Source organism: Mycolicibacterium aubagnense (assembly GCF_010730955.1).
Taxonomy (GTDB): domain Bacteria; phylum Actinomycetota; class Actinomycetes; order Mycobacteriales; family Mycobacteriaceae; genus Mycobacterium; species Mycobacterium aubagnense.
On the sequence record NZ_AP022577.1, the window covers coordinates 4,447,114 to 4,465,212 of the forward strand.

An 18,099-nucleotide genomic window follows, 5' to 3' on the forward strand; every position below is an offset into this window, starting at 1 on the left:
GTATACAACCTAGAACGTGTTCTAGTTCTGGCGGTGCTCGGGAGGTTTCATGGCGTTGCGGGTCGTGCAGTGGGCCACCGGCGGTGTCGGCGTCGCTGCCATCAAAGGCGTGCTGGAACATCCGGACCTGGAACTCGTCGGCTGTTGGGTGCATTCGGAAGCCAAGAACGGCAAGGACGTTGGTGAGATCATCGGCGGCGAGCGGCTGGGCGTCACCGCCACCAACAACGTCCAGGACATCCTCGACCTGGATGCCGATGCCGTCATCTATGCCCCACTGATGGCCAATCCCGACGAGGTCGCCGCACTGCTGCGGTCGGGAAAGAACGTCGTGACGCCGGTCGGCTGGGTGTATCCGAGCGAGAAGCAGGGCGCACCGATGCGCGAGGCCGCGCTGGCCGGCGGGGTCACGCTGCACGGCACCGGCATTGCGCCCGGCGGCATCAGTGAGAAGTTCCCGCTGTTGTTCTCGGTGATGTCCACCGGCGTGACTTTCGTTCGGGCCGAAGAGTTCTCGGACCTGCGGACCTATGACGCGCCGGACGTTTTGCGGCACGTGATGGGGTTCGGCGAGACGCCGGACAAAGCGCTGACCGGCCCGATGCAGAAGCTACTGGACAGCGGCTTCATCCAGGCCGTCCGGATGTGCGTCGACGAGTTCGGATTCAGCGCCGACCCGAAAATCCGCGCCCGCCAGGAGGTTGCGGTGGCGACCGCGCCGATCGACTCACCGCTGGGTCCCATTCAGCCCGGCCAGGTGGCCGCCCGCAAGTTTCACTGGGAGGCGGTCGTCGGCGACGAGGTCGTCGTCCGCGTCACCGTCAACTGGTTCATGGGCGAGGAAAACCTCGACCCCGCATGGGATTTCGGCCCCGAAGGGCAACGCTACGAAATGGAGGTCAAGGGCCATCCGGACTTCACCGTGTCGATCAAGGGCTTTCAGGGACTGGTCGGAGAGGACGGACCGGAACCCGGCGTCGTTGGCACCGCCGCCCACTGCGTCAACTCCGTGCCCGCGGTGTGTGCCGCGGAACCGGGAATCGCAACCTATCTGGACCTGCCGCTCTTCAGTGCGAAGGCGGCGCCGCGACTGAGGTGAGTGTGACGTTCTTGTACGCCGACAGCGGCGTGTCGGCGCACAAACACGCACGCTCGCGGGAAGTTGGCTGGGGCTGAGGGAGTTGGCTAGGGCGGCTGAGGGAGTTGGCTAGGGCTGGACCAGAATCCGGATCGGATTCCCTTCGGCCCGGTCCAGTTTCGCGATTCCTTCCGCCACGTCTTCCAGTGGGACGATCTCGCTGATCGACCGGGTGAGGTCCAGGCGGCCCCGGGACACCAGCGTGGCCAGGGTGCCGATGTCGGCGTTCTGGTAGCCCAGATGCCCCAGCACCTGCTTCTTGGTCAGGTTGAAGAACGATGTCGGGCCGATTGTCGGGGCGTCGGCGCTCATCCCGACACCGACGAACCGGCCACCCACGGTCAGCGATGCCAGTGCCTGATCGAACGTCGACCCCTTGCCGACGGCGTCGAATGCCACGTCGAGCATCCGCCCACCGGTCGCCTGCGCGATCTGCGCCGCCAACTCCGGGTCACGCGCGTCGAACGCGTAGTCCGCGCCGACTTCCAGTGCCCGCTCCAGCACCGCCGGGTTGACGTCGACGGCGATGATCGGTGCCGCGCCGACCAGCCGGGCCAACTGCACGATGTGCGTCCCGAGCCCACCGACGCCCCACACGCCGACGGATTCACCGATGCCCACATGGCCGGTCCGGACGACGGCGCCGAACGGCGTGGAGACCGCGTCGGCGAGGATCGCGGCCTGCTCCAGCGGCACGTTGTCGGGCACCCGGGTCAGCCCGAAGGCCTGCGCCACGGTGTACTCCGCCCAGCCGCCGTCGTACGCAAACGCCATGAGCCGGATCCGCAGACAGTTCGACATGTCGCCACGCAGACAGTTCACGCAGTCCATGCACGGCTTGCCGGCGGCGACGACGACGCGGTCGCCCTCGGCCCAGCCGGTGACGCCCGGCCCCAGCTTGGCGATGGTGCCCGAGGTCTCGTGGCCCTGGGTGACCACCGGGAGCTGGGCCGGGAACGTGCCGTTGATGAGGCTGAGGTCGGAATGGCAGATGCCGCAATACGCGACCTTGACCAGCACCTCGCCCGGGCCGGGATCGGGAATCGGAACGTCCTCCACCACAATCTTTTTGGTGTCGGCGTAGAACCGTTGGGCCCGCATCGTCGAGGTCATGACACTCCAGTGTTCAGCATCCATGGTTACGATCGCCATCATGGCGCAGGCATTGGTGGTCGAGCAATCACGAACAGTTCCCGTCCCGGTGGCCGAGGCGTTCAGCGGCACCGCCCCGATTCCCCTGAATGAGCTGTTCTGTCGCTGGTACGGACCGATCCCGCCGATCAAGGCCGTGCGCGACCAGACCGGCATCTGGGATGCGGTGGGGCAGACCCGGACCATCCTGCTGACCGGTGGCGGCAGTATGGCCGAGACCCTGACCTCGTACGACGAGCCGCACTCGTTCGGCTACACCCTGTCCGACATCAACGGCCCGCTGGCGCCGCTGGTGAGTGGCGTGCAAGGGATGTGGCTGTTCCAGGACAATTCCGGTGGGCAGCATCCCAGCACCAAGATCACCTGGCGCTGGACCCTGCACCCCCGCAGCTCGCTGACCGCTCCGCTGCTGCCGGTGTTCGGCAAGTTGTGGAAGGGCTACGCCGGCCGGTCGCTCGAGCATCTTTCTGACCTCCTGGTGGGATGACGTTCCCCGGCGCACGCCGAATCAGGTTAGATGCACTAATGACCAAGCGTGCGCTCGTGTTGGCAGGTGGCGGGATCGCCGGAATTGCCTGGGAGACCGGCGTCCTGCAGGGAATCGCCGACGAAGCCCCCGAGATCGCGGCGGCGGTCCGGAATGCCGACGTGGTGCTGGGCACGTCGGCGGGCTCGGCGGTCGGTGCACAGTTGGGTAGTGCGCTGAGCATCAGCGAGCTGTTCGAACGCCAGATCGCCGCCGAATCGGCGGAGATCAGCCCCGGTGTCAACATCGAAGTCGTCCTGACCGTGTTCGTCGAGGCGATGTCCGCCGGCAACGGCGCTGCCCGGGCGCAGCAGTTACAGCGTCTGGGGAAAGCAGCGGCCGCCGCGGAGACCGTCGACCCCGCCGTGCGCCGCGACGTCATCGAACGCCGGTTGCCGTCGCACGATTGGCCCGACCATGACCTGCGCATCACCGGCGTGGACATCGACACCGGTGAGCTGGTGGTGTTCACTCGCGAGTCGGGAGTTTCCCTGGTCGACGCCGTCGAGGCCAGCTGTGCGGTGCCTGCGGCCTGGCCGGTCGTGACCATCGGCGGGCGACGGTTCATGGACGGCGGCATGGGCAGCAGCGTCAACATGATCGCGGTCAAGGACTGTGACAGCGCCGTCGTCCTGGTCCCGGCGCCCTCGGACTCGCCGTCACCGTTCGGAGCGGGTCCCGGCGCGGACGTCAGAAGCTTTGCGGGCAGCGCCTGCGCCATCTACGCCGACGACGCGTCCCTCGCAGCCTTTGGAATCGATCCGCTGGATCCGGCCTGCCGCATTCCGTCGGCGCAGGCAGGCCGGGCGCAGGGCCACCGCGTAGCGGCCGAGGTTGCCGCGTTCCTGGCCTAATCGCGGAGATCAAGGGAATCGAGTGCGGCGCAAGCCAATTCGTGCCCGATCTCGATGACTTCATCGGCGCGATAGAACTCCAGGCTGCGGCACACCGTGCGCGGAACCTCGATCAGCAGATCGGGTGGGTACGCCGCCAGGGTGTGCCGCATCAACGCGGCCTGCGAGATTTCGATGGTGCGGTTCATGACCTCGAAGCCGCCGAGCCGCGGCACCTGGTTGTCGTCTTCGGTGTCGACCTCGGGGTCGCCCACGTGGTCGATGCTGTCGACCGCGTTGCTGAAGCGGGTGAGCACCGACCGCGCTGTCGGGCCGTCGAGCAGAGTGCTTGCCGCGGCCCGGTCGATCAATGACGTTGTGCTGCGGCGCATCCGGGCCAACAGCTCGGCGGTGGCGCTGGGCGACTCCACCGGGGGAGCGGGGTCGCTGGCGTTGAGGCTGACCGCGATGGTCAGGTCGGCGTTGACCGCCGCGAGGGGTGCCATGGGCAGCGGGTCCAGGATGCCGCCGTCGGCCAGGAGCCGGCCGTCCACGAGGTGTGGGGCGATGACGCCGGGGATCGCGATGGAGGCCCGGATCGCGGCATCGATGGGGCCGCGCTGCAGCCAGACCGATTTTCCGGCGATGAGGTCGGTCGAGACGGCGGTATACGGGATCGGCAGGCTCTCGATGGTCCGCGGGCCGATGATCTCGCGGACTGTCGCCAGAATCTTCTCCGCCCGGAGGACTCCGGCGGCGGTCAACGACGGATCGAGCAGGCGGAGCACCGCGCTCTGGGTGAGGGCGCTGGCCCAGGTGGTGAATTCGTCGAGTTTGTCGGCGGCTTGCAGGGCGCCGACGAGGGCACCCATGGACGAACCGGAGATGCCGACGACGTCGAATCCGCGTTCGCGGAGCGCGTCGATGACTCCGATGTGTGCGTAACCCCGGGCGCCGCCGCTGCCAAGGACCAGTCCGACCCGCATGGCCCTATCTTGGCGTGCGGATCAGGCTGGGGCGAGGCGAGGTGGCCTCAGCAGTGGATACGCGAGAAGAACGCCGCGGAGATCAGGCCGATGATCAGGGCCACCTGAGGCTGTCCGCTGCTCATGGCGAAGAGGACGCCGCTGACGGCTGCGACGGCGATGAGCAGCAGCAGGATGCCCATGAAGAGCATCCGGCGCCCGTTGACCGCGCCACTGTGCGCCCGAGCGACCGGTACATGCTGACGAGCAACCATTGAGCTCATCCCTTCGGCTATGAGTGAGACAACCCATAGTGTGCACCATTGTGTGAGTCAAAGCACAATTACTGACCAGTAGTTGAGAAATCGGTCGTATTTGTTAGCCAACCTCATTGCTTTTGCGACGTTTTGCCTGGTCGGCGCATCAATTTATTAGTTGTGCTTCGTGTTCTGGAAATGGCGGTGGCGCCCGATCTTGCGGCTCTGCGGCCGCCAAAATTAATTCGTTGAACTAATCAAATTGAATGGCGCAACGGGCTGTTGTGGCGCGATCCAATGGGATCAGTAGACATCGGCGCTTTGGCTGAGCGCCGACAGCGCTGACAGTGCCGACAGCGCCCCGGTGAAGCGCGTCAGTTGACGCAAGGGATTCCGCTGTTGGCCCGCACCGGCGGCCCGGATTCCGGCGTCGGCAACGTCGTGTCGTAGTTGGACGACTTGGCCGCGGCCATGGACACGCTGTCGAGGGTGTCGGGCACCTGGTAGCCCGGGCCCAGCGTGATGTGGATGCGGCCGGCGGGCACCGCAGGGTCGGGCCGGACCGCGTCGATGCCCAGTAGTTCTGCCAGATGCTTGGCCTCGGCGTCCGCGCCGGCGCCGAAGTCGACGGCCGTCGAACTGAGATCGCCGTCCTGCGAGCTGCGGGTCTGGCCCATGTTGTAGTCGAGATCGCCCAGAATCTGCGACATCTGCCGGCCGAGGCCCGTGACGTCGGAACCGTTGATGACGTCGATGACCGCGGTCTTGGCCGGCTTGGTCGTGCTGCTCTTGCTGCCTGTCGTGTCTGCGGCCTTGTCCAGCGTGGACGGCTCGGTGGACGTGCTGGGCATCGACGTCGTCGCCGCTCCCGGCGGCGGCTTGAGGCCGAAGGCCTTGGCGACCTCGGTCTTGACGGCCACGGGGTCGACGATGTTCACGTCCTGGCCGTTGATGTTGTCGTAACGGACCACCGGCAGGGTCCGGTACTGGACGTTGGCGCCGCCGGCGATCTCGCCCATGCGCTTGAACTGTTCCTGGCCCCAACCGGCTGACAGCACGACGTCTTTCTGCGCCACCCCGATCAGCTGGTTCAGCTTGCCGAGGTCGCTGAACGACCCGTCCTGCTGGAGCTGGTGCATCACCGAGATCAGGAACGCCTGCTGGCGGTGGGTCCGGTCCAGGTCGCCGTTGTCCAGGCCGTGGCGTTGCCGAACGAACGCGACGGCCTGCGAGGCGTCGAGCGTCTGCCGGCCGGCCGGGAAATCGGCGCCCGAGTAGTCGTCGTACACGGGGTGGTTCAGACAGATCTCGACGCCGCCGAGGCTCTCGGCGATGTCGTAGAAGCCGGCGAGGTTCACCTCGGCGAAATAGTCGATGGGTGCACCGGTCAGGTTGCGGACCGCGGCCAGTGTCGCGGCGCGTCCGGCCTCGCGGCTCTTGCGCTCCAGTTCGGCCTGGTCGCTGATGCCCTTGTCCATGAGGTGCTGCATGGCGTTGGCCTTGGTCAGGCCGTACGCCTCTTTGATCTTGATGTGGTCGTAGCCGGGGATGCCCGTCACCCGCACGTAGTCGTCACGCGGGATGGAGAACGCGACGACCTGGTTGTCGGCGGAGATGTGCGCCAGGATCAGCGTGTTGGTGTTGTAGCCGCCGTTGTCCGAATCGCCGGCGTGCAGCTTGTCCAGCAGCGCCTGCGGCAGGTCGTTGCCCTGTTGGTCTTTGCGGGAGTCCAGGCCGATCAGCAAGATGTTCATCGCGCCGCCAGTGGACTTGGGCGCGTCCGCCCCGAGCGCGTCACTCGTGGGGATGCCGTTCAGCACGCCGCGCACCGTCCACCAGCCCAAACCGGTCGCGGCTACGGTTACCGCGGTGACCAGCGCGAGCGCCACGCGGCCGACGGTATCCCAGCCCACGCGGGTGCTGAGCAGGCTTTGCAGCCGGCTCCGGCGGTGCCGGGCTGGAAGACGGTGGCGGGCGGAGTCGCTGCGCTGGAACTCGGAGGTGCTCAGGTGCGACCCCGAGGGGATGCGGTCATGGCGTTCATCTCGGCGGGCCTCGCGGGTACGTGTGGACTGCCGGTCGGATCCGGGCGGTCGGAAGTTCGCTATCACCGCGGCCCGCGTGGGTGCCTCAGAGCGATCGGACGGCAGCAGCACCGATTTTAGGGCACCGCCGCAGACTCAGCGAATCCCCAGAGAAAGCCGGCGATCAGCCGCATTCGCCCCTGGATGCGCTGGTCGCGGCCATGATCACGCCAGCCTGTTGGGCTGCTGTGAGCTCGGTCCACCGGGTGTTGAAGTTACCGGGATCACGTGTTTCCGGCTGTTGCAGGATGCGTAGGTAGGGCTCGACGAGCGTCGCCGGATCGGCGTGCTGAGCGTCCATCCACAGTTTTGCGGCATGGCAGGCCTGGCCGAATTCGGACTCCGTCGCCGCCGAAGGGACGTCGACGGCAGTCGTCACACCGCCCGGAGAGACGGCGACCGCGCCTGGTGCCGGGCCCTCGTGCGTCTGCGTGGGCAGCTCGGCGGCCGGCGTGTGGGCGGTTCCCGCCTGCTTGTCCTGACCGCAGCCGGTGAGCACGGCCAAGGCAATGGCGGTGAGCAGCGCGGCCCGGGTGACGTTGGTCTGCATGGTTGCCAATCTAGATCGGTTGGCATTCCGGATCACCCTGACGCTAACCCTTCCCCGGCGGCCGTGGGGTCGCCACCATGGGGAACATGGCAGTGCAGAACGTGCAGAACGCGCAGTGTTGTCGGGCTTGAGCCCGGCCTGGTGAGGGCTTCGCCCCCGTTCGTTTCTGCATTGGAGTTCCGTCATGTCCGTCCTGACAGATTTTTCTGTTTCTCGTCCCAATTCCCTGGCGCCGACCCGATTGCGCCTGGCCGACCTGCTGCATGCCACCGACCGGTGCGCAGACGACGTCCTGAGCGGCCGCTACGACCGGTTGTTGCCCGCCGACGGCCTGCCGCTCGAAGAGCGCTGGTACCGCCGGTTATACGGCGACGACGAACTGGACCTCTGGCTGATCAGCTGGGTTCCCGAGCGCAGCACCGAGCTGCACGACCACGGCGGATCGCTGGGCGCCCTGACCGTGGTGTCCGGAGCGCTCGAGGAAACCCGCTGGGACGGCCGTCGGCTGCGCCAACGCACCTTGGAGGCCGGTGACCAGGCGGCGTTCCCGCTGGGGTGGGTCCACGACGTGGTGCGGGCAGGCGGTGGGCAGCCGACGGCGTCGCATCCCACCTTGAGCGTGCACGCCTACTCGCCGCCGCTGACCGCCATGTCGTACTACGACGTCACCGACAGCCAGAAGCTGCGTCGCGTCTACACCGAACTCACCGACACACCCGAGGGGGACTGAATGGCCAGGGCGAGCGAAGCGACGGGAAACGTGCTGAGCAGAGTCGACGCGATACTGGACGCCGCCCGGGAGCGGCTGGTCCGGCTATCCGCAGCCGAGATCCCCGCCGCGCTCAACCGGGGTGCCGTGCTCGTGGACATCAGGCCGGCCGCGCAGCGCGCCGTCGAGGGCGAGTTCCCCGGCGCGCTCGTGGTCGAGCGCAACGTCCTGGAATGGCGTTGCGACCCGACCAGTGACGCGCGCCTGCCGCAGGCCACCGGCGACGACGTCGAGTGGGTGGTGTTGTGCTCGCAGGGCTACACCTCGAGCCTGGCCGCCGCGGCACTGCAGGATCTCGGGCTGTACCGGGCCACCGACGTCATCGGCGGGTATCGGGCGCTGGTGGCCGAAGGCCTGCTGGGCGGGACGGCGGCCTCGGTGTTGCTACGTGCCGGCGCTTGGGTCTAGCGGGTCGTCTCAGCTCGAGTAGCCGCGCGCCAGCAGGGGGCGCACTCGTTCGGTCTTCTCCGGTGTCCATCCGGGCGGTTGCAGGATGGCCGCCCAGGCGTTGGCGACGTCCTGGATGAACACGTGACCGTGCCCGTCCGGCACATCGACAGCCACGGCCATATCGGCCGAGACCTGCAGGAAGGTCACCACCGGGACCCATTCCATCCGGGGTGAGACGTCGCGGCCACGGGGTTCGCGCAACCAATCCGGCATGTGGAACAACAGATCAGGGTTGAACCAGGAGATCGGATCGGACGGGTGCTGCAGGTACACCACGCGTGGGTGGTGCCATGCGGTGGTCGGACGGTCCAGGTCTGTTGGCTGCGTAACGAAGCGGACGTACTCGCCCTTGTCGTAGATGGGCAGCTTCTCGGGGGAGCCCGCGTCGCGCTGGGCGGTCAGATCGGTCCATATCGTGTTCTGGAACGTCGGTCCGGAGAACAGGGCGCCGTCGGTTCGGGCGATCAGGTTGTTGAGTGACAGGAACGGCGCCTCGCCGCCGAACGAGCCGAGGCTCTCGCCGAACACCACCAGCTTGGGGCGTTTGCCCTCCGGTAGTCCGCGGACCATCTCGTCAACCGCCTCGAACAGCTCCTGACCGGCCTGGCGGGCGTTCTCCTTGTCCACCAGGAAGGAGATCCAGCTGGGCAGGAACGAATACTGCATGGACACGATCGCGGTGTCGCCGTTGTACATGTACTCCAGGGCTGACGCCTCGGCTGCATTGATCCAGCCGGTGCCTGTCGTGGTCGCGACCGCGATGACCTTGCGGTTCAGTCCGCCCGTGCGCTTGAGTTCTTCGGCAGCCAGTCGCGCGGTGGCGCGGATGCCTTCTGCCGAGTGCAGGCCGGCATAGGCGCGAATCGGCTCAACTGCTTTACTGCCGTTGAAGTTTGACAGTTCGTCGACAGTCGGTCCGCCCTTGACGAACACCCGTCCCTGGTGGCCCAGCGAGTCCCAGGAGGCCAGTGACTGCGGGCCGCCGGAGCGCAGCGTGCTGGTGGGCGCCGGGTTGTCGGTGTCGTTGTTGGCGTTCTCGAAGATGTTGTTGATCGTCGACATGCCGAACCGGGCCACGACGCCATCGAGGATCGCGATGAAGAGGCTGACGACCAAGATGACGGCGATGGCGCCTGACACCCGCGGCGGCGCAACACGTTCCAGCTGGCGCACCAGGAACAGCACCAGTTTGCGCACCAGCTGTCCGAATTCGACGAACGCGAACAAGAAGACGACCGACAGCACCGCAGTCAGCGGATGGTCCCAGAAGCTCATGCGCGGCACGCCCATCAGGTCCCGGACGTCGTCCTGCCAGACGTGGAACCAGATGATGGCGAGCACCTGGCCGACGACGCCGATGCCGATCAGGACCAGCCAGGCCCAGCGGGGCGCCTTGGGGCTGCTGTCCTTCGACCGCATGTACCGCACCAACCAGACCCCGAAAACCCCGAAGCTGTAACCGCACGCGCCGGCCGCGCCGCTGACGATGCCCTGGAACAGCGGTCCGCGCGGCAGCAGCGACGGGGTCATCGACAGCCAGATGAAGGTCAGTCCGACCGCGGTCCCGAAGAACGTGTAGCGGCGAACCCACCAATCTGATGGCGGCTCTTCCAGTTTCGCCACGAGCAACTCTTCACTCGACGGCTCGGCGACCGCGACAGCGGGGCCGTCGTCGTCGGCAGGATCGGTGTCGTGAACGGTGTCGGGCACCGCTCGACTTTACCGATGCGTGAAGTTCGGCGCGCGCTTCTCGGTGAAGGCCGCCATGCCCTCGGTCTGGTCGTCGGTGGCGAAGGCCGAGTGGAACAACCGGCGCTCGTACAGCAGACCTTCGGCGAGTGTGCTCTCGAAGGCGCGGTTGACGGCCTCCTTGGCCATGCGCGACGCCGAAAGAGACATGCCGGCAATCGTTTTGGCGACCGCGTTGGCCTCTTCGAGCAGCTTGTCGGCCGGGACGACGCGCGACACCAGGCCGCAGCGCTCGGCTTCCTCGGCGTCCATGTTGCGGCCGGTGAGAATCAGGTCCATCGCCTTGGCCTTGCCGACGGCGCGCGTCAGGCGCTGGCTGCCACCCATGCCGGGCAACACGCCCAACTTGATCTCGGGCTGCCCGAATTTGGCGGTGTCGGCGGCGATCAGCAGGTCGCACATCATGGCCAGTTCGCAACCGCCACCGAGCGCGTAGCCGGCGACGGCCGCGATCGTGGGGGTGCGGGTCGCGGCGAACTTGTTCCACAGCGCGAAGAAGTCCTGCGAGAACACGTCGGCGAACGTGAGGCTCGCCATCTCCTTGATGTCGGCGCCGGCGGCGAAGGCCTTCTCGCTGCCGGTGACGATGATGGCGCCGATGCCCGGGTCGGCGTCGAGTTCAGCTGCGGCCGTGGTGACTTCGGTCATCACCTGGCTGTTGAGCGCGTTGAGTGCCTTCGGGCGGTTCAGGGTGATGGTGGCGACGCGGTCGTCACGGGTGACCAGGATGGTTTCGAAAGTCATGCGGGCTCCTAGAGAGTCAGATCGGGGTCGGCGGGGACGAAGTAGGCGTCGACGTCGGCGGCGGTGCAATCCGACACGTTAGCGGGGGACCACTGCGGGTTGCGGTCCTTGTCGACGAGCTGGGCACGGATGCCCTCCACGAAGTCGTGGGACTTGTGCGACGCCATCGAGACTCGGAACTCCTGGACGAGGGTGTCCTCGAGCGTCGGCAGTTTCGCGGCGCGGCGCACGGCCTCCAACGTGACAGTGAGCGCGATGGGGGACCGGGTGGCGATCAGGGCGGCCGCATCGTTGGCCGCGGCGGCGTCATGGCCGCGCAGGTTTTCCAGAATCTGCGCGACGGTGTCGGCGGCGTAGCACTCGTCGATCCAATGCCGTTGCGCCAGAAGCTCACTGGCGGGTGGCTCGATGGCGTACTTCGCCAGTGCCGCGTCCGGATCGGAGCTGATGACCAGGTCTTTGAACGCGGGAAGTTCAGCCTGCGGGACGAAATGGTCGGCGAATCCCAGCGCGATGGCGTCCGCGCCGGAGAACGGCGCACCGGTGAGCGCGGCGTGCAGACCGATCAGTCCCGGCGCCCTGGACAGTAGGTAGGTGCCGCCGACGTCGGGGATGAAGCCGATGCCGACCTCGGGCATGCCGAGCTTGGTCTTCTCGGTGACGACGCGGATGTTGCCGTGGGCGCCGACGCCGACGCCGCCGCCCATCACGATGCCGTCCATCAGCGAGACGTATGGCTTGGGGTAACGGCCGATGTGGGCGTTGAGCAGGTATTCGTCGTGCCAAAACGTCCTGGCGTTGTCGTCACCGGCCTTGGCGCTGTGATAGAGCGCGATGACGTCGCCGCCTGCGCACAGGCCGCGCTCGCCGGCGCCGGTCAGCAGGACCGCACGGACGCTGTCGTCGTGCTCCCAGGTGTTGAGCGCGTCGGCGAGGCCCGTGACCATCACATGATTGAGCGAATTGATGGCCTTCGGGCGGTTCAGCGTGACGACGCCGACGCCGTTCTCGATATTTACTAGGATATCCTCGTTTTCCGCCACGGTAAGCAATCTAGATCGTTGCGCACCGGCCGCGCCGACCAGGTACCGTTTCACAGTAAGTTCCCAGTTTCTCCGTCTCGCCGGGAACTAACACCCGAAGCCGTACGTTGTGTGGGTGTTCGTCAGCAGACGGACCACAGCTTCAGGAGAGGAACCCAGACGGTGCGCGAGAGCAGCAACCCGATATTTCGTTCCCTGCCCAAGTCGCAGGGCGGATACGCGCAATTCGGTAGTGGCGCCGCCGGATACGGTGCCCAGCAGACCATGGCCCAGCCATACACCCAATACCCACCTCAGCAGGCCGGTTTCGCCCGCCCGCTGACCATCGATGACGTCGTCACCAAGACCGGCATCACGCTGGCGGTGCTGACGGTCAGCGCGGTCGTTTCGTACTTCGTGATCATGTCCAACCTGGCGCTGGCCGGGCCGCTGGCCATGATCGGCGCCCTCGGCGGCCTGGTGATGGTTCTCATCGCCACGTTCGGCCGCAAGCAGGACAACCCGGGCATCGTCCTCACGTACGCGGTGCTCGAGGGCATGTTCCTCGGTGCCTTCTCGTTCGTCATGGCCAACTTCGCGGTGTCCGGCGCCAACGCCGGCGCCCTGATCGGCCAGGCCATCCTCGGCACCTTCGGTGTGTTCTTCGGCATGCTCGTCGTCTACAAGACGGGCGCCATCCGCGTCACTCCGAAGTTCACCCGGATGCTCGTCGCCGGCATGTTCGGTGTCCTTGCCCTGATGCTCGGCAACCTGGTGCTCGGCATGTTCGGTGTGGGCGGCGGCGCCGGTATGGGCCTGCGCAGCGGTGGCACCATCGCCATCATTTTCTCGCTGGTCTGCATCGCGCTGGCGGCGTTCAGCTTCCTGGTCGACTTCGACGCCGCGGACCAGATGATCCGCGCTGGTGCGCCGGAGAAGGCGGCATGGGGCATCGCGCTCGGCCTGACCGTCACCCTGGTCTGGCTGTACGTCGAAATCCTGCGACTGCTGAGTTACTTCAACAACGACTAGCTCTGGTGCGAGAAAAGGGGCGTCCGCTTCGGCGGGCGCCCCTTTTTCGTGTCAGTGTGCCGCGGATCAGACCGCGCGCGGACTGACCCGGCTCGCGGCCTCGGCAGCGTTGCGGCGTGCGGTGTCGACATCCTCGGCCCGGGCCAGGGCCACGCCCATCCGGCGGGTCCGGAAGCTCTCCGGCTTGCCGAACAGGCGAAGGTCGGTGCCCGGCACCTGGAGAGCGTCATCGACGCCGTCGAAGACGATGCCCTCGGCCTCGACGCCGCCGTAGATCACTGCGCTGGCCCCCGGACTCTTCAGCGAGGTGTCCACAGGCAGGCCGAGGATGGCGCGGGCATGCAGCTCGAACTCGTTCTGCCACTGGGTGATCATCGTGGTCATCCCGGTGTCGTGCGGCCGTGGGCTCACTTCGCTGAACCAGACCTGGTCGCCCTTGACGAACAACTCGACACCGAAAACGCCCTGCCCGCCGAGGTTTTCGGTGACCGTCTGCGCAATCTGCTGCGCGTTGGCCAGGGCAGCAGCCGACATCGGGTGCGGCTGCCAGCTTTCCACGTAGTCGCCGGCGACCTGGCGGTGCCCGATGGGTTCGCAGAACTGGGTACCGACCTCGCCGTCGGCACCTCTGGCACGGACGGTCAACAGCGTGATCTCGTAGTCGAAGTCGACGAAGCCCTCGACGATGATCCGGGTGTTGGTCACGCGTGCCCCGCCCATCGCGTACTCCCAGGCCTTCGCGACGTCGTCCGGTCCGTCGAGTTTGCTTTGGCCCTTGCCCGAGCTGCTCATGACGGGTTTGACCACGCAGGGGTAGCCGATGCCACCCTCGATCGCGGCGTGGAGTTCCGCCAGTGAGTCGCAGAACTGGTACGGACTCGTCGGGACCCCGAGTTGCTCGGCGGCCAGCCGGCGGATGCCCTCGCGGTCCATGGTCAGGCGAGCGGCCCGTGCGGTCGGGATCACCCGCACCACACCGGCGTCCTCGAGTTCCTGCAGCATCGGCGTCGCGATCGCCTCGATCTCGGGCACCACCAGGTCCGGTTTCTCGGCCTCGATCAGCGCCTTGAGTTGGTCGGGGTCGGTCATCGAGATGGTCCGGGCGTGGTGGGCCACCTGGTGTCCCGGTGCGTTCGGGTAGCGGTCGACGGCGATGGTCTCGACGCCCAGGCGCTGCAACGCGATCAGTACTTCGCGACCGAGTTCGCCGGAGCCGAGCAGCATGACCTTGGTCGCGCTGGGCGACAGAGGGGTTCCGATGGTGATCATCGGGTGGCAAGTCTATGGGTCGGCCCCCGACTGTGGTTGACCCTGTACTGATGGCGCAGGTCACTCGAACAGTTGCGCCACAGGTTCAGGGTCAACGTCCTGAGCGCCTATCGACGCATTGACCCTGTACTGGGGGCGTGGGCTTCTCGGCCGAATGCACCGCGGGCACAGACTGAACGGAGGTTATGCACAGTTCGCAGTTGATCCACACACCACGGCGGTGGTCGCAGTTCGGGGGCTCTTCTGTCAGGGGGAATGCAGACGGTTGCGTGATGACCACGGAATCGGACCCATTGATCGGAAGCGAGGCGCTTGCGGCTCAGTCACTGACCCGCTACGAGCTGCGTCGCTACTACCGGGCGCTGCTCCCGAACATATACGGGGACAGGCGAATTGAGCCGTCGTTGCGGCATCGTACGAAGGCAGCTTGGTTGTGGTCTGGGCGTGAGGCCGTCATCGCCGGAAGCGCGGCAGCCGCGGTGCACGGCGCTCGCTGGGTGCCTGACGACGTGCCGATCGAGCTCATCTATGCCAACACCAGGCCGCCGCGAACCGTCATCGCCCGCGACGACCTGCTTTTCGACGACGAAATTCAGCGTATCGACGGTCTGCCGGTGACTACGCCTGCGCGCACGGGGTTCGATCTGGGGCGACGCGGACCTCTCGTTGACGCGGTTGCTCGACTCGATGCGCTCAGTGCGGCAACAGGTTTCACCGCTGAGGACGTTCGTACGATGGCGGGCCGGCACCGCCATACCCGCGGGCTGCGTCAACTTGAGCGTGCGCTGGAACTCTTTGACCCCGGTGCCCAGTCCCCGAAGGAGACCTGGTTGCGGTTGCTGCTGATGGACGAGGGCTTCCCGCGCCCGCAGACCCAGATTCCAGTCCTCGGTCCTGATGGTCGCCCCAAGTACTTCCTCGACATCGGGTGGGAGGACCTGATGCTGGCAGTCGAGTACGACGGTGCACAGCACGCGAGCCAGATCGGCTACGACATCGCCAGAAACGAGTACCTCGCCGCCTCAGGGTGGACTGTTGTCAGAGTGGCTGCCGGACATCAACGCGCCGAGATCATCGGGTGGGTGAACCGGGCGTGGGCGCGGGCCATGTACCGGACGAATCCTGCGGCATTTCTGCCGTCACGCTAGGCCATGGATTCAGGCTCAACGTGAGAGGGAGCCAGAAACACGTTGACCCTGTACCTGGGGCGCATGTCACTCGAACAAATGCGCCCTGAGCACAGGGTCAACGGGAAGGGGCGGAAGCCCCAGCGAACTAGCTGAGCCGCTCGATGATCATGGCCATACCCTGGCCACCACCGACACACATGGTCTCGATACCGAACTGCTTGTCGTGCGTCTGCAGGTTGTTGATCAGCGTCGCGGTGATGCGGGCGCCGGTCATCCCGAACGGGTGGCCGAGGGCGATGGCGCCACCGGAGACGTTCAGGCGGTCCTCGTCCATGCCAAGGGCACGGGCCGAGCCCAGCACCTGCACGGCGAAGGCCTCGTTGATCTCGTAGAGGTCGACGTCGCCGATGGCCATGTTGGCGCGGCCCAGAGCCTGCTTGACGGCCTCGATCGGGCCCAGGCCCATGATCTCCGGCGACAGACCCGACACCCCGGTCGAGACGATGCGCGCCAGCGGCGTCAGGCCCAGGGCCTTGGCCTTCTCGTCGCTCATGATCACCAGGGCGGCCGCGCCGTCGTTCAGCGGGCAGGCGTTGCCGGCGGTGATGGTGCCGTTCGGGCGGAAGACCGGCTGCAGCTGGCTGATCTTCTCGTAGGTGGTGCCGGCGCGCGGGCCGTCATCCTTGGAGACGACGGTGCCGTCGGGCAGCGTGACCGGGACGATCTCGCGCTCGAAGAAGCCGGCGTTGATGGCCTCTTCGGCCTTGTTCTGCGAGCGGACGCCCCAGTGGTCCTGGTCTTCACGGCTGATGCCGGTGTGCAGGACGACGTTCTCGGCGGTCTGGCCCATGGCGATGTAGACGTCGGGCAGCACGCCGTCTTCACGCGGGTCGTGCCACTCGGTGGCACCCTCGGCCTGCTTGACGGTGCGGGCCTGGGCCTCGTCGAACAGCGAGTTCTTGCTGTTCGGGGCGCCGTCGGCGGCACCGACGCCGAAGCGCGACACGGTCTCGACACCGGCGGAGATGAACACGTCACCCTCGCCGGCCTTGATCGCGTGGAACGCCATGCGGGTGGTCTGCAGCGACGACGAGCAGTAGCGGTTGACGGTGGTGCCCGGCATGAAGTCGTAGCCGAGCTCGACGGCAACGGCGCGGCCGATGTTGTAGCCGGCCTCACCTGCGGGCTGTCCGCAGCCGATCATCAGGTCGGCGACGTCGCGCGGGTCCAGCGCGGGGACCTTGTCCAGCGCGGCGCGCACCATCTGCGCGGCGAGGTCGTCGGGCCGCATGGTGGCCAGCGAGCCCTTGACGGCACGGCCGATGGGGGAGCGGGCGGTGGAGACGATGACGGCTTCGGGCATGACGGGAGCTCCTAGTGGATCCAAAGGAAACGGCATTGCTTCCCTGGAATTTATCCCGTGACAGGAGCGACGATCGGCGCGGGTACGCCTGTCGTGCGCCGCCAGAGGCGCGACACGTTCGTCAGGCGCGCCAGCGCATTGGTGTCGTCGGAGGTCCTGGAGACCAGCGCCGATGCCGGCGGCGAGTCAGTTGTCCACTCGCCCAACGCTTCACACAACGCGGGGAGCAGCTGCTGGGCGGCCAGCGAGTACCCGGCGGCCGACGGGTGGAACATGTCCGAGGAGAAGAGCACCTCGGGAGCCTTGAGGAAATCGGGCGACAGCAGGTCGGAGAACGGCACCGGCACGCCGCCGAAGGAACGGACCTGCCCGGCCTGGGCCCGGGCCAACCGTAAGCCACGATTGCGGGTCACCCACCGCAACGGCTGCGGGATGGCGGCGATGGCGCCGAAATCCGGGCAGGTGCCCACGACCACGACCGCGCCGCTCGCGCTGAGCCGTTGCACCGCATTACCGAGGCGGCGGGCCGACTGCCATATCCCGTTGACCGCGGTGATGTCGTTGGCCCCGATCATGATGACCGCGGCGTCCGGTGGCGGGCCGGCCACGAACATGGCATCGATCTGGCCGGACAACCCCTTCGAGGTCGCGCCCACGATGGCCTTGGTGGACAGCCGGATTCGCTTGCCGGACTGCTGTGCCAGCCCACGGGCGAGCAGTACGCCGGGCACTTCGTCGGCGTTGTGGCAGCCGTATCCCGTCGCGGTGGAGTCGCCGAAGATCATCAAATGCAGGTCGAAAGGCACCCCGCGCTGCCATCTTTCGACGGGTCCGCCACCGGGGCTGTAGACGCCGTCGGCTCTCGGCGGGACGTCCCACGACTTGGGTATCACCCGGCGGGCCTTGGCGGCCTGCCCGGTCAACAGATTTCGCGCCCCGACGTAGAACGAGCCCGTCGAGGCAATGGTGGCTGCGGTCGCCAGAGCGATGGTCGTCCGGCGCGGTGCACGTATGCCCACGGCGTTCAGTTTAGGTGGGTTGCCCAGATTCGCAGGTCGATGAACCG

General features: G+C 66.8%; 18 protein-coding genes. 7 read left to right on the forward strand and 11 right to left on the reverse strand.

Translation table 11 applies throughout. From position 1 onward, the window contains the following. The first annotated feature begins 49 nt into the window (after nucleotides 1-49). Nucleotides 50-1,099, forward strand: a complete 1,050-nt coding sequence (locus G6N59_RS21265; protein ID WP_138228817.1) for an NAD(P)H-dependent amine dehydrogenase family protein — start codon at nucleotides 50-52, stop codon at nucleotides 1,097-1,099. Nucleotides 1,100-1,207: 108 nt separating this feature from the next. Here G6N59_RS21265 and G6N59_RS21270 read toward each other — a convergent pair whose 3' ends face one another. After that, nucleotides 1,208-2,251, reverse strand: coding sequence for a zinc-binding dehydrogenase (locus tag G6N59_RS21270; protein WP_138228818.1), 1,044 nt, complete (start codon nucleotides 2,249-2,251; stop codon nucleotides 1,208-1,210). A gap of 40 nt (nucleotides 2,252-2,291) precedes the next feature. Here G6N59_RS21270 and G6N59_RS21275 point away from each other — a divergent pair, with 40 nt between their 5' ends. Next, on the forward strand, nucleotides 2,292-2,777 hold the full coding sequence (locus G6N59_RS21275; RefSeq protein WP_138228819.1) for an SRPBCC family protein: 486 nt from the start codon (nucleotides 2,292-2,294) through the stop codon (nucleotides 2,775-2,777). A gap of 38 nt (nucleotides 2,778-2,815) precedes the next feature. Next, a complete protein-coding gene (locus G6N59_RS21280) occupies nucleotides 2,816-3,670 on the forward strand; it encodes a patatin-like phospholipase family protein (RefSeq protein WP_138228820.1) in 855 nt (284 codons plus the stop codon). On the opposite strand, the gene G6N59_RS21285 is transcribed toward G6N59_RS21280, so the two are convergent. The 4 genes from G6N59_RS21285 to G6N59_RS21300 form a co-directional block, all read right to left on the reverse strand. Then, nucleotides 3,667-4,635, reverse strand: coding sequence for a patatin-like phospholipase family protein (locus G6N59_RS21285; RefSeq protein WP_138228821.1), 969 nt, complete (start codon nucleotides 4,633-4,635; stop codon nucleotides 3,667-3,669). The two genes, G6N59_RS21280 and G6N59_RS21285, sit on opposite strands and share 4 nt — an antisense overlap. Nucleotides 4,636-4,682: 47 nt before the next feature. Further along, nucleotides 4,683-4,889, reverse strand: a complete 207-nt coding sequence (locus tag G6N59_RS21290; protein ID WP_138228822.1) for a hypothetical protein — start codon at nucleotides 4,887-4,889, stop codon at nucleotides 4,683-4,685. A 356-nt stretch (nucleotides 4,890-5,245) separates the two neighbouring features. After that, the gene (locus G6N59_RS21295; protein WP_407665902.1) at nucleotides 5,246-6,880 is read right to left on the reverse strand and encodes an LCP family protein; all 1,635 of its coding nucleotides are present in this window, start codon (nucleotides 6,878-6,880) and stop codon (nucleotides 5,246-5,248) included. 199 nt (nucleotides 6,881-7,079) lie between these two features. After that, entirely contained in the window at nucleotides 7,080-7,505 is a 426-nt protein-coding gene (locus G6N59_RS21300) for a lipoprotein LpqV (protein ID WP_138228823.1), read from the reverse strand. Nucleotides 7,506-7,689: 184 nt separating this feature from the next. Between G6N59_RS21300 and G6N59_RS21305 the strand changes: the two genes are divergently transcribed. Beyond that, nucleotides 7,690-8,235 carry a cysteine dioxygenase gene (locus G6N59_RS21305; RefSeq protein WP_138228824.1) on the forward strand — a complete coding sequence of 182 codons (546 nt, stop codon included), beginning with the start codon at nucleotides 7,690-7,692 and terminating at the stop codon, nucleotides 8,233-8,235. Beyond that, a complete protein-coding gene (locus G6N59_RS21310) occupies nucleotides 8,236-8,682 on the forward strand; it encodes a rhodanese-like domain-containing protein (RefSeq protein WP_407665762.1) in 447 nt (148 codons plus the stop codon). It begins immediately after the preceding gene. A 9-nt stretch (nucleotides 8,683-8,691) separates the two neighbouring features. On the opposite strand, the gene G6N59_RS21315 is transcribed toward G6N59_RS21310, so the two are convergent. The 3 genes from G6N59_RS21315 to G6N59_RS21325 all read right to left on the reverse strand — a co-directional run bounded on the left by G6N59_RS21315 (nucleotide 8,692) and on the right by G6N59_RS21325 (nucleotide 12,260). Beyond that, the gene (locus G6N59_RS21315) at nucleotides 8,692-10,347 is read right to left on the reverse strand and encodes an alpha/beta hydrolase (protein WP_407665903.1); all 1,656 of its coding nucleotides are present in this window, start codon (nucleotides 10,345-10,347) and stop codon (nucleotides 8,692-8,694) included. A gap of 96 nt (nucleotides 10,348-10,443) precedes the next feature. Beyond that, entirely contained in the window at nucleotides 10,444-11,217 is a 774-nt protein-coding gene (locus G6N59_RS21320; RefSeq protein ID WP_138228825.1) for an enoyl-CoA hydratase, read from the reverse strand. 8 nt (nucleotides 11,218-11,225) lie between these two features. Continuing rightward, nucleotides 11,226-12,260 (reverse strand): enoyl-CoA hydratase/isomerase family protein, encoded by a 1,035-nt coding sequence (locus tag G6N59_RS21325; RefSeq protein WP_138228826.1) that lies wholly within the window; start codon nucleotides 12,258-12,260, stop codon nucleotides 11,226-11,228. Nucleotides 12,261-12,422: 162 nt separating this feature from the next. Between G6N59_RS21325 and G6N59_RS21330 the strand changes: the two genes are divergently transcribed. Beyond that, nucleotides 12,423-13,271, forward strand: coding sequence for a Bax inhibitor-1/YccA family protein (locus G6N59_RS21330; RefSeq protein ID WP_138228827.1), 849 nt, complete (start codon nucleotides 12,423-12,425; stop codon nucleotides 13,269-13,271). Between the two features lie 66 nt (nucleotides 13,272-13,337). Here the strand turns inward: G6N59_RS21330 and purT are convergent, their stop codons facing one another. Continuing rightward, complete coding sequence (gene purT, locus G6N59_RS21335; protein WP_138228828.1) at nucleotides 13,338-14,540, reverse strand: formate-dependent phosphoribosylglycinamide formyltransferase; 1,203 nt, start codon at nucleotides 14,538-14,540, stop codon at nucleotides 13,338-13,340. Between the two features lie 272 nt (nucleotides 14,541-14,812). On the opposite strand from purT, the gene G6N59_RS21340 reads away from it, so the two are divergent. Then, nucleotides 14,813-15,688, forward strand: a complete 876-nt coding sequence (locus G6N59_RS21340) for an endonuclease domain-containing protein (RefSeq protein WP_138228829.1) — start codon at nucleotides 14,813-14,815, stop codon at nucleotides 15,686-15,688. A 127-nt stretch (nucleotides 15,689-15,815) separates the two neighbouring features. Here G6N59_RS21340 and G6N59_RS21345 read toward each other — a convergent pair whose 3' ends face one another. Together G6N59_RS21345 and G6N59_RS21350 are read right to left on the reverse strand one after the other, a co-directional pair. Beyond that, entirely contained in the window at nucleotides 15,816-17,033 is a 1,218-nt protein-coding gene (locus G6N59_RS21345) for an acetyl-CoA C-acetyltransferase (protein WP_138228830.1), read from the reverse strand. Nucleotides 17,034-17,083: 50 nt separating this feature from the next. Next, nucleotides 17,084-18,052: an SGNH/GDSL hydrolase family protein gene (locus G6N59_RS21350; RefSeq protein ID WP_138228831.1), complete on the reverse strand. Its 969-nt coding sequence runs from the start codon at nucleotides 18,050-18,052 to the stop codon at nucleotides 17,084-17,086. Nucleotides 18,053-18,099 lie beyond the last annotated feature (47 nt).

Excerpts from the sequence above, each read along its gene's own strand:
- G6N59_RS21265 (WP_138228817.1), top strand. The coding sequence starts at position 50 with ATGGCGTTGCGGGTCGTGCAGTGGGCCACCGGCGGTGTCGGCGTCGCT.
- G6N59_RS21270 (WP_138228818.1), bottom strand. The coding sequence starts at position 2,251 with ATGACCTCGACGATGCGGGCCCAACGGTTCTACGCCGACACCAAAAAG.
- G6N59_RS21275 (WP_138228819.1), top strand. The coding sequence starts at position 2,292 with ATGGCGCAGGCATTGGTGGTCGAGCAATCACGAACAGTTCCCGTCCCG.
- G6N59_RS21280 (WP_138228820.1), top strand. The coding sequence starts at position 2,816 with ATGACCAAGCGTGCGCTCGTGTTGGCAGGTGGCGGGATCGCCGGAATT.
- G6N59_RS21285 (WP_138228821.1), bottom strand. The coding sequence starts at position 4,635 with ATGCGGGTCGGACTGGTCCTTGGCAGCGGCGGCGCCCGGGGTTACGCA.
- G6N59_RS21290 (WP_138228822.1), bottom strand. The coding sequence starts at position 4,889 with ATGGTTGCTCGTCAGCATGTACCGGTCGCTCGGGCGCACAGTGGCGCG.
- G6N59_RS21300 (WP_138228823.1), bottom strand. The coding sequence starts at position 7,505 with ATGCAGACCAACGTCACCCGGGCCGCGCTGCTCACCGCCATTGCCTTG.
- G6N59_RS21305 (WP_138228824.1), top strand. The coding sequence starts at position 7,690 with ATGTCCGTCCTGACAGATTTTTCTGTTTCTCGTCCCAATTCCCTGGCG.
- G6N59_RS21310 (WP_407665762.1), top strand. The coding sequence starts at position 8,236 with ATGGCCAGGGCGAGCGAAGCGACGGGAAACGTGCTGAGCAGAGTCGAC.
- G6N59_RS21320 (WP_138228825.1), bottom strand. The coding sequence starts at position 11,217 with ATGACTTTCGAAACCATCCTGGTCACCCGTGACGACCGCGTCGCCACC.
- purT (WP_138228828.1), bottom strand. The coding sequence starts at position 14,540 with ATGATCACCATCGGAACCCCTCTGTCGCCCAGCGCGACCAAGGTCATG.
- G6N59_RS21340 (WP_138228829.1), top strand. The coding sequence starts at position 14,813 with ATGACCACGGAATCGGACCCATTGATCGGAAGCGAGGCGCTTGCGGCT.
- G6N59_RS21345 (WP_138228830.1), bottom strand. The coding sequence starts at position 17,033 with ATGCCCGAAGCCGTCATCGTCTCCACCGCCCGCTCCCCCATCGGCCGT.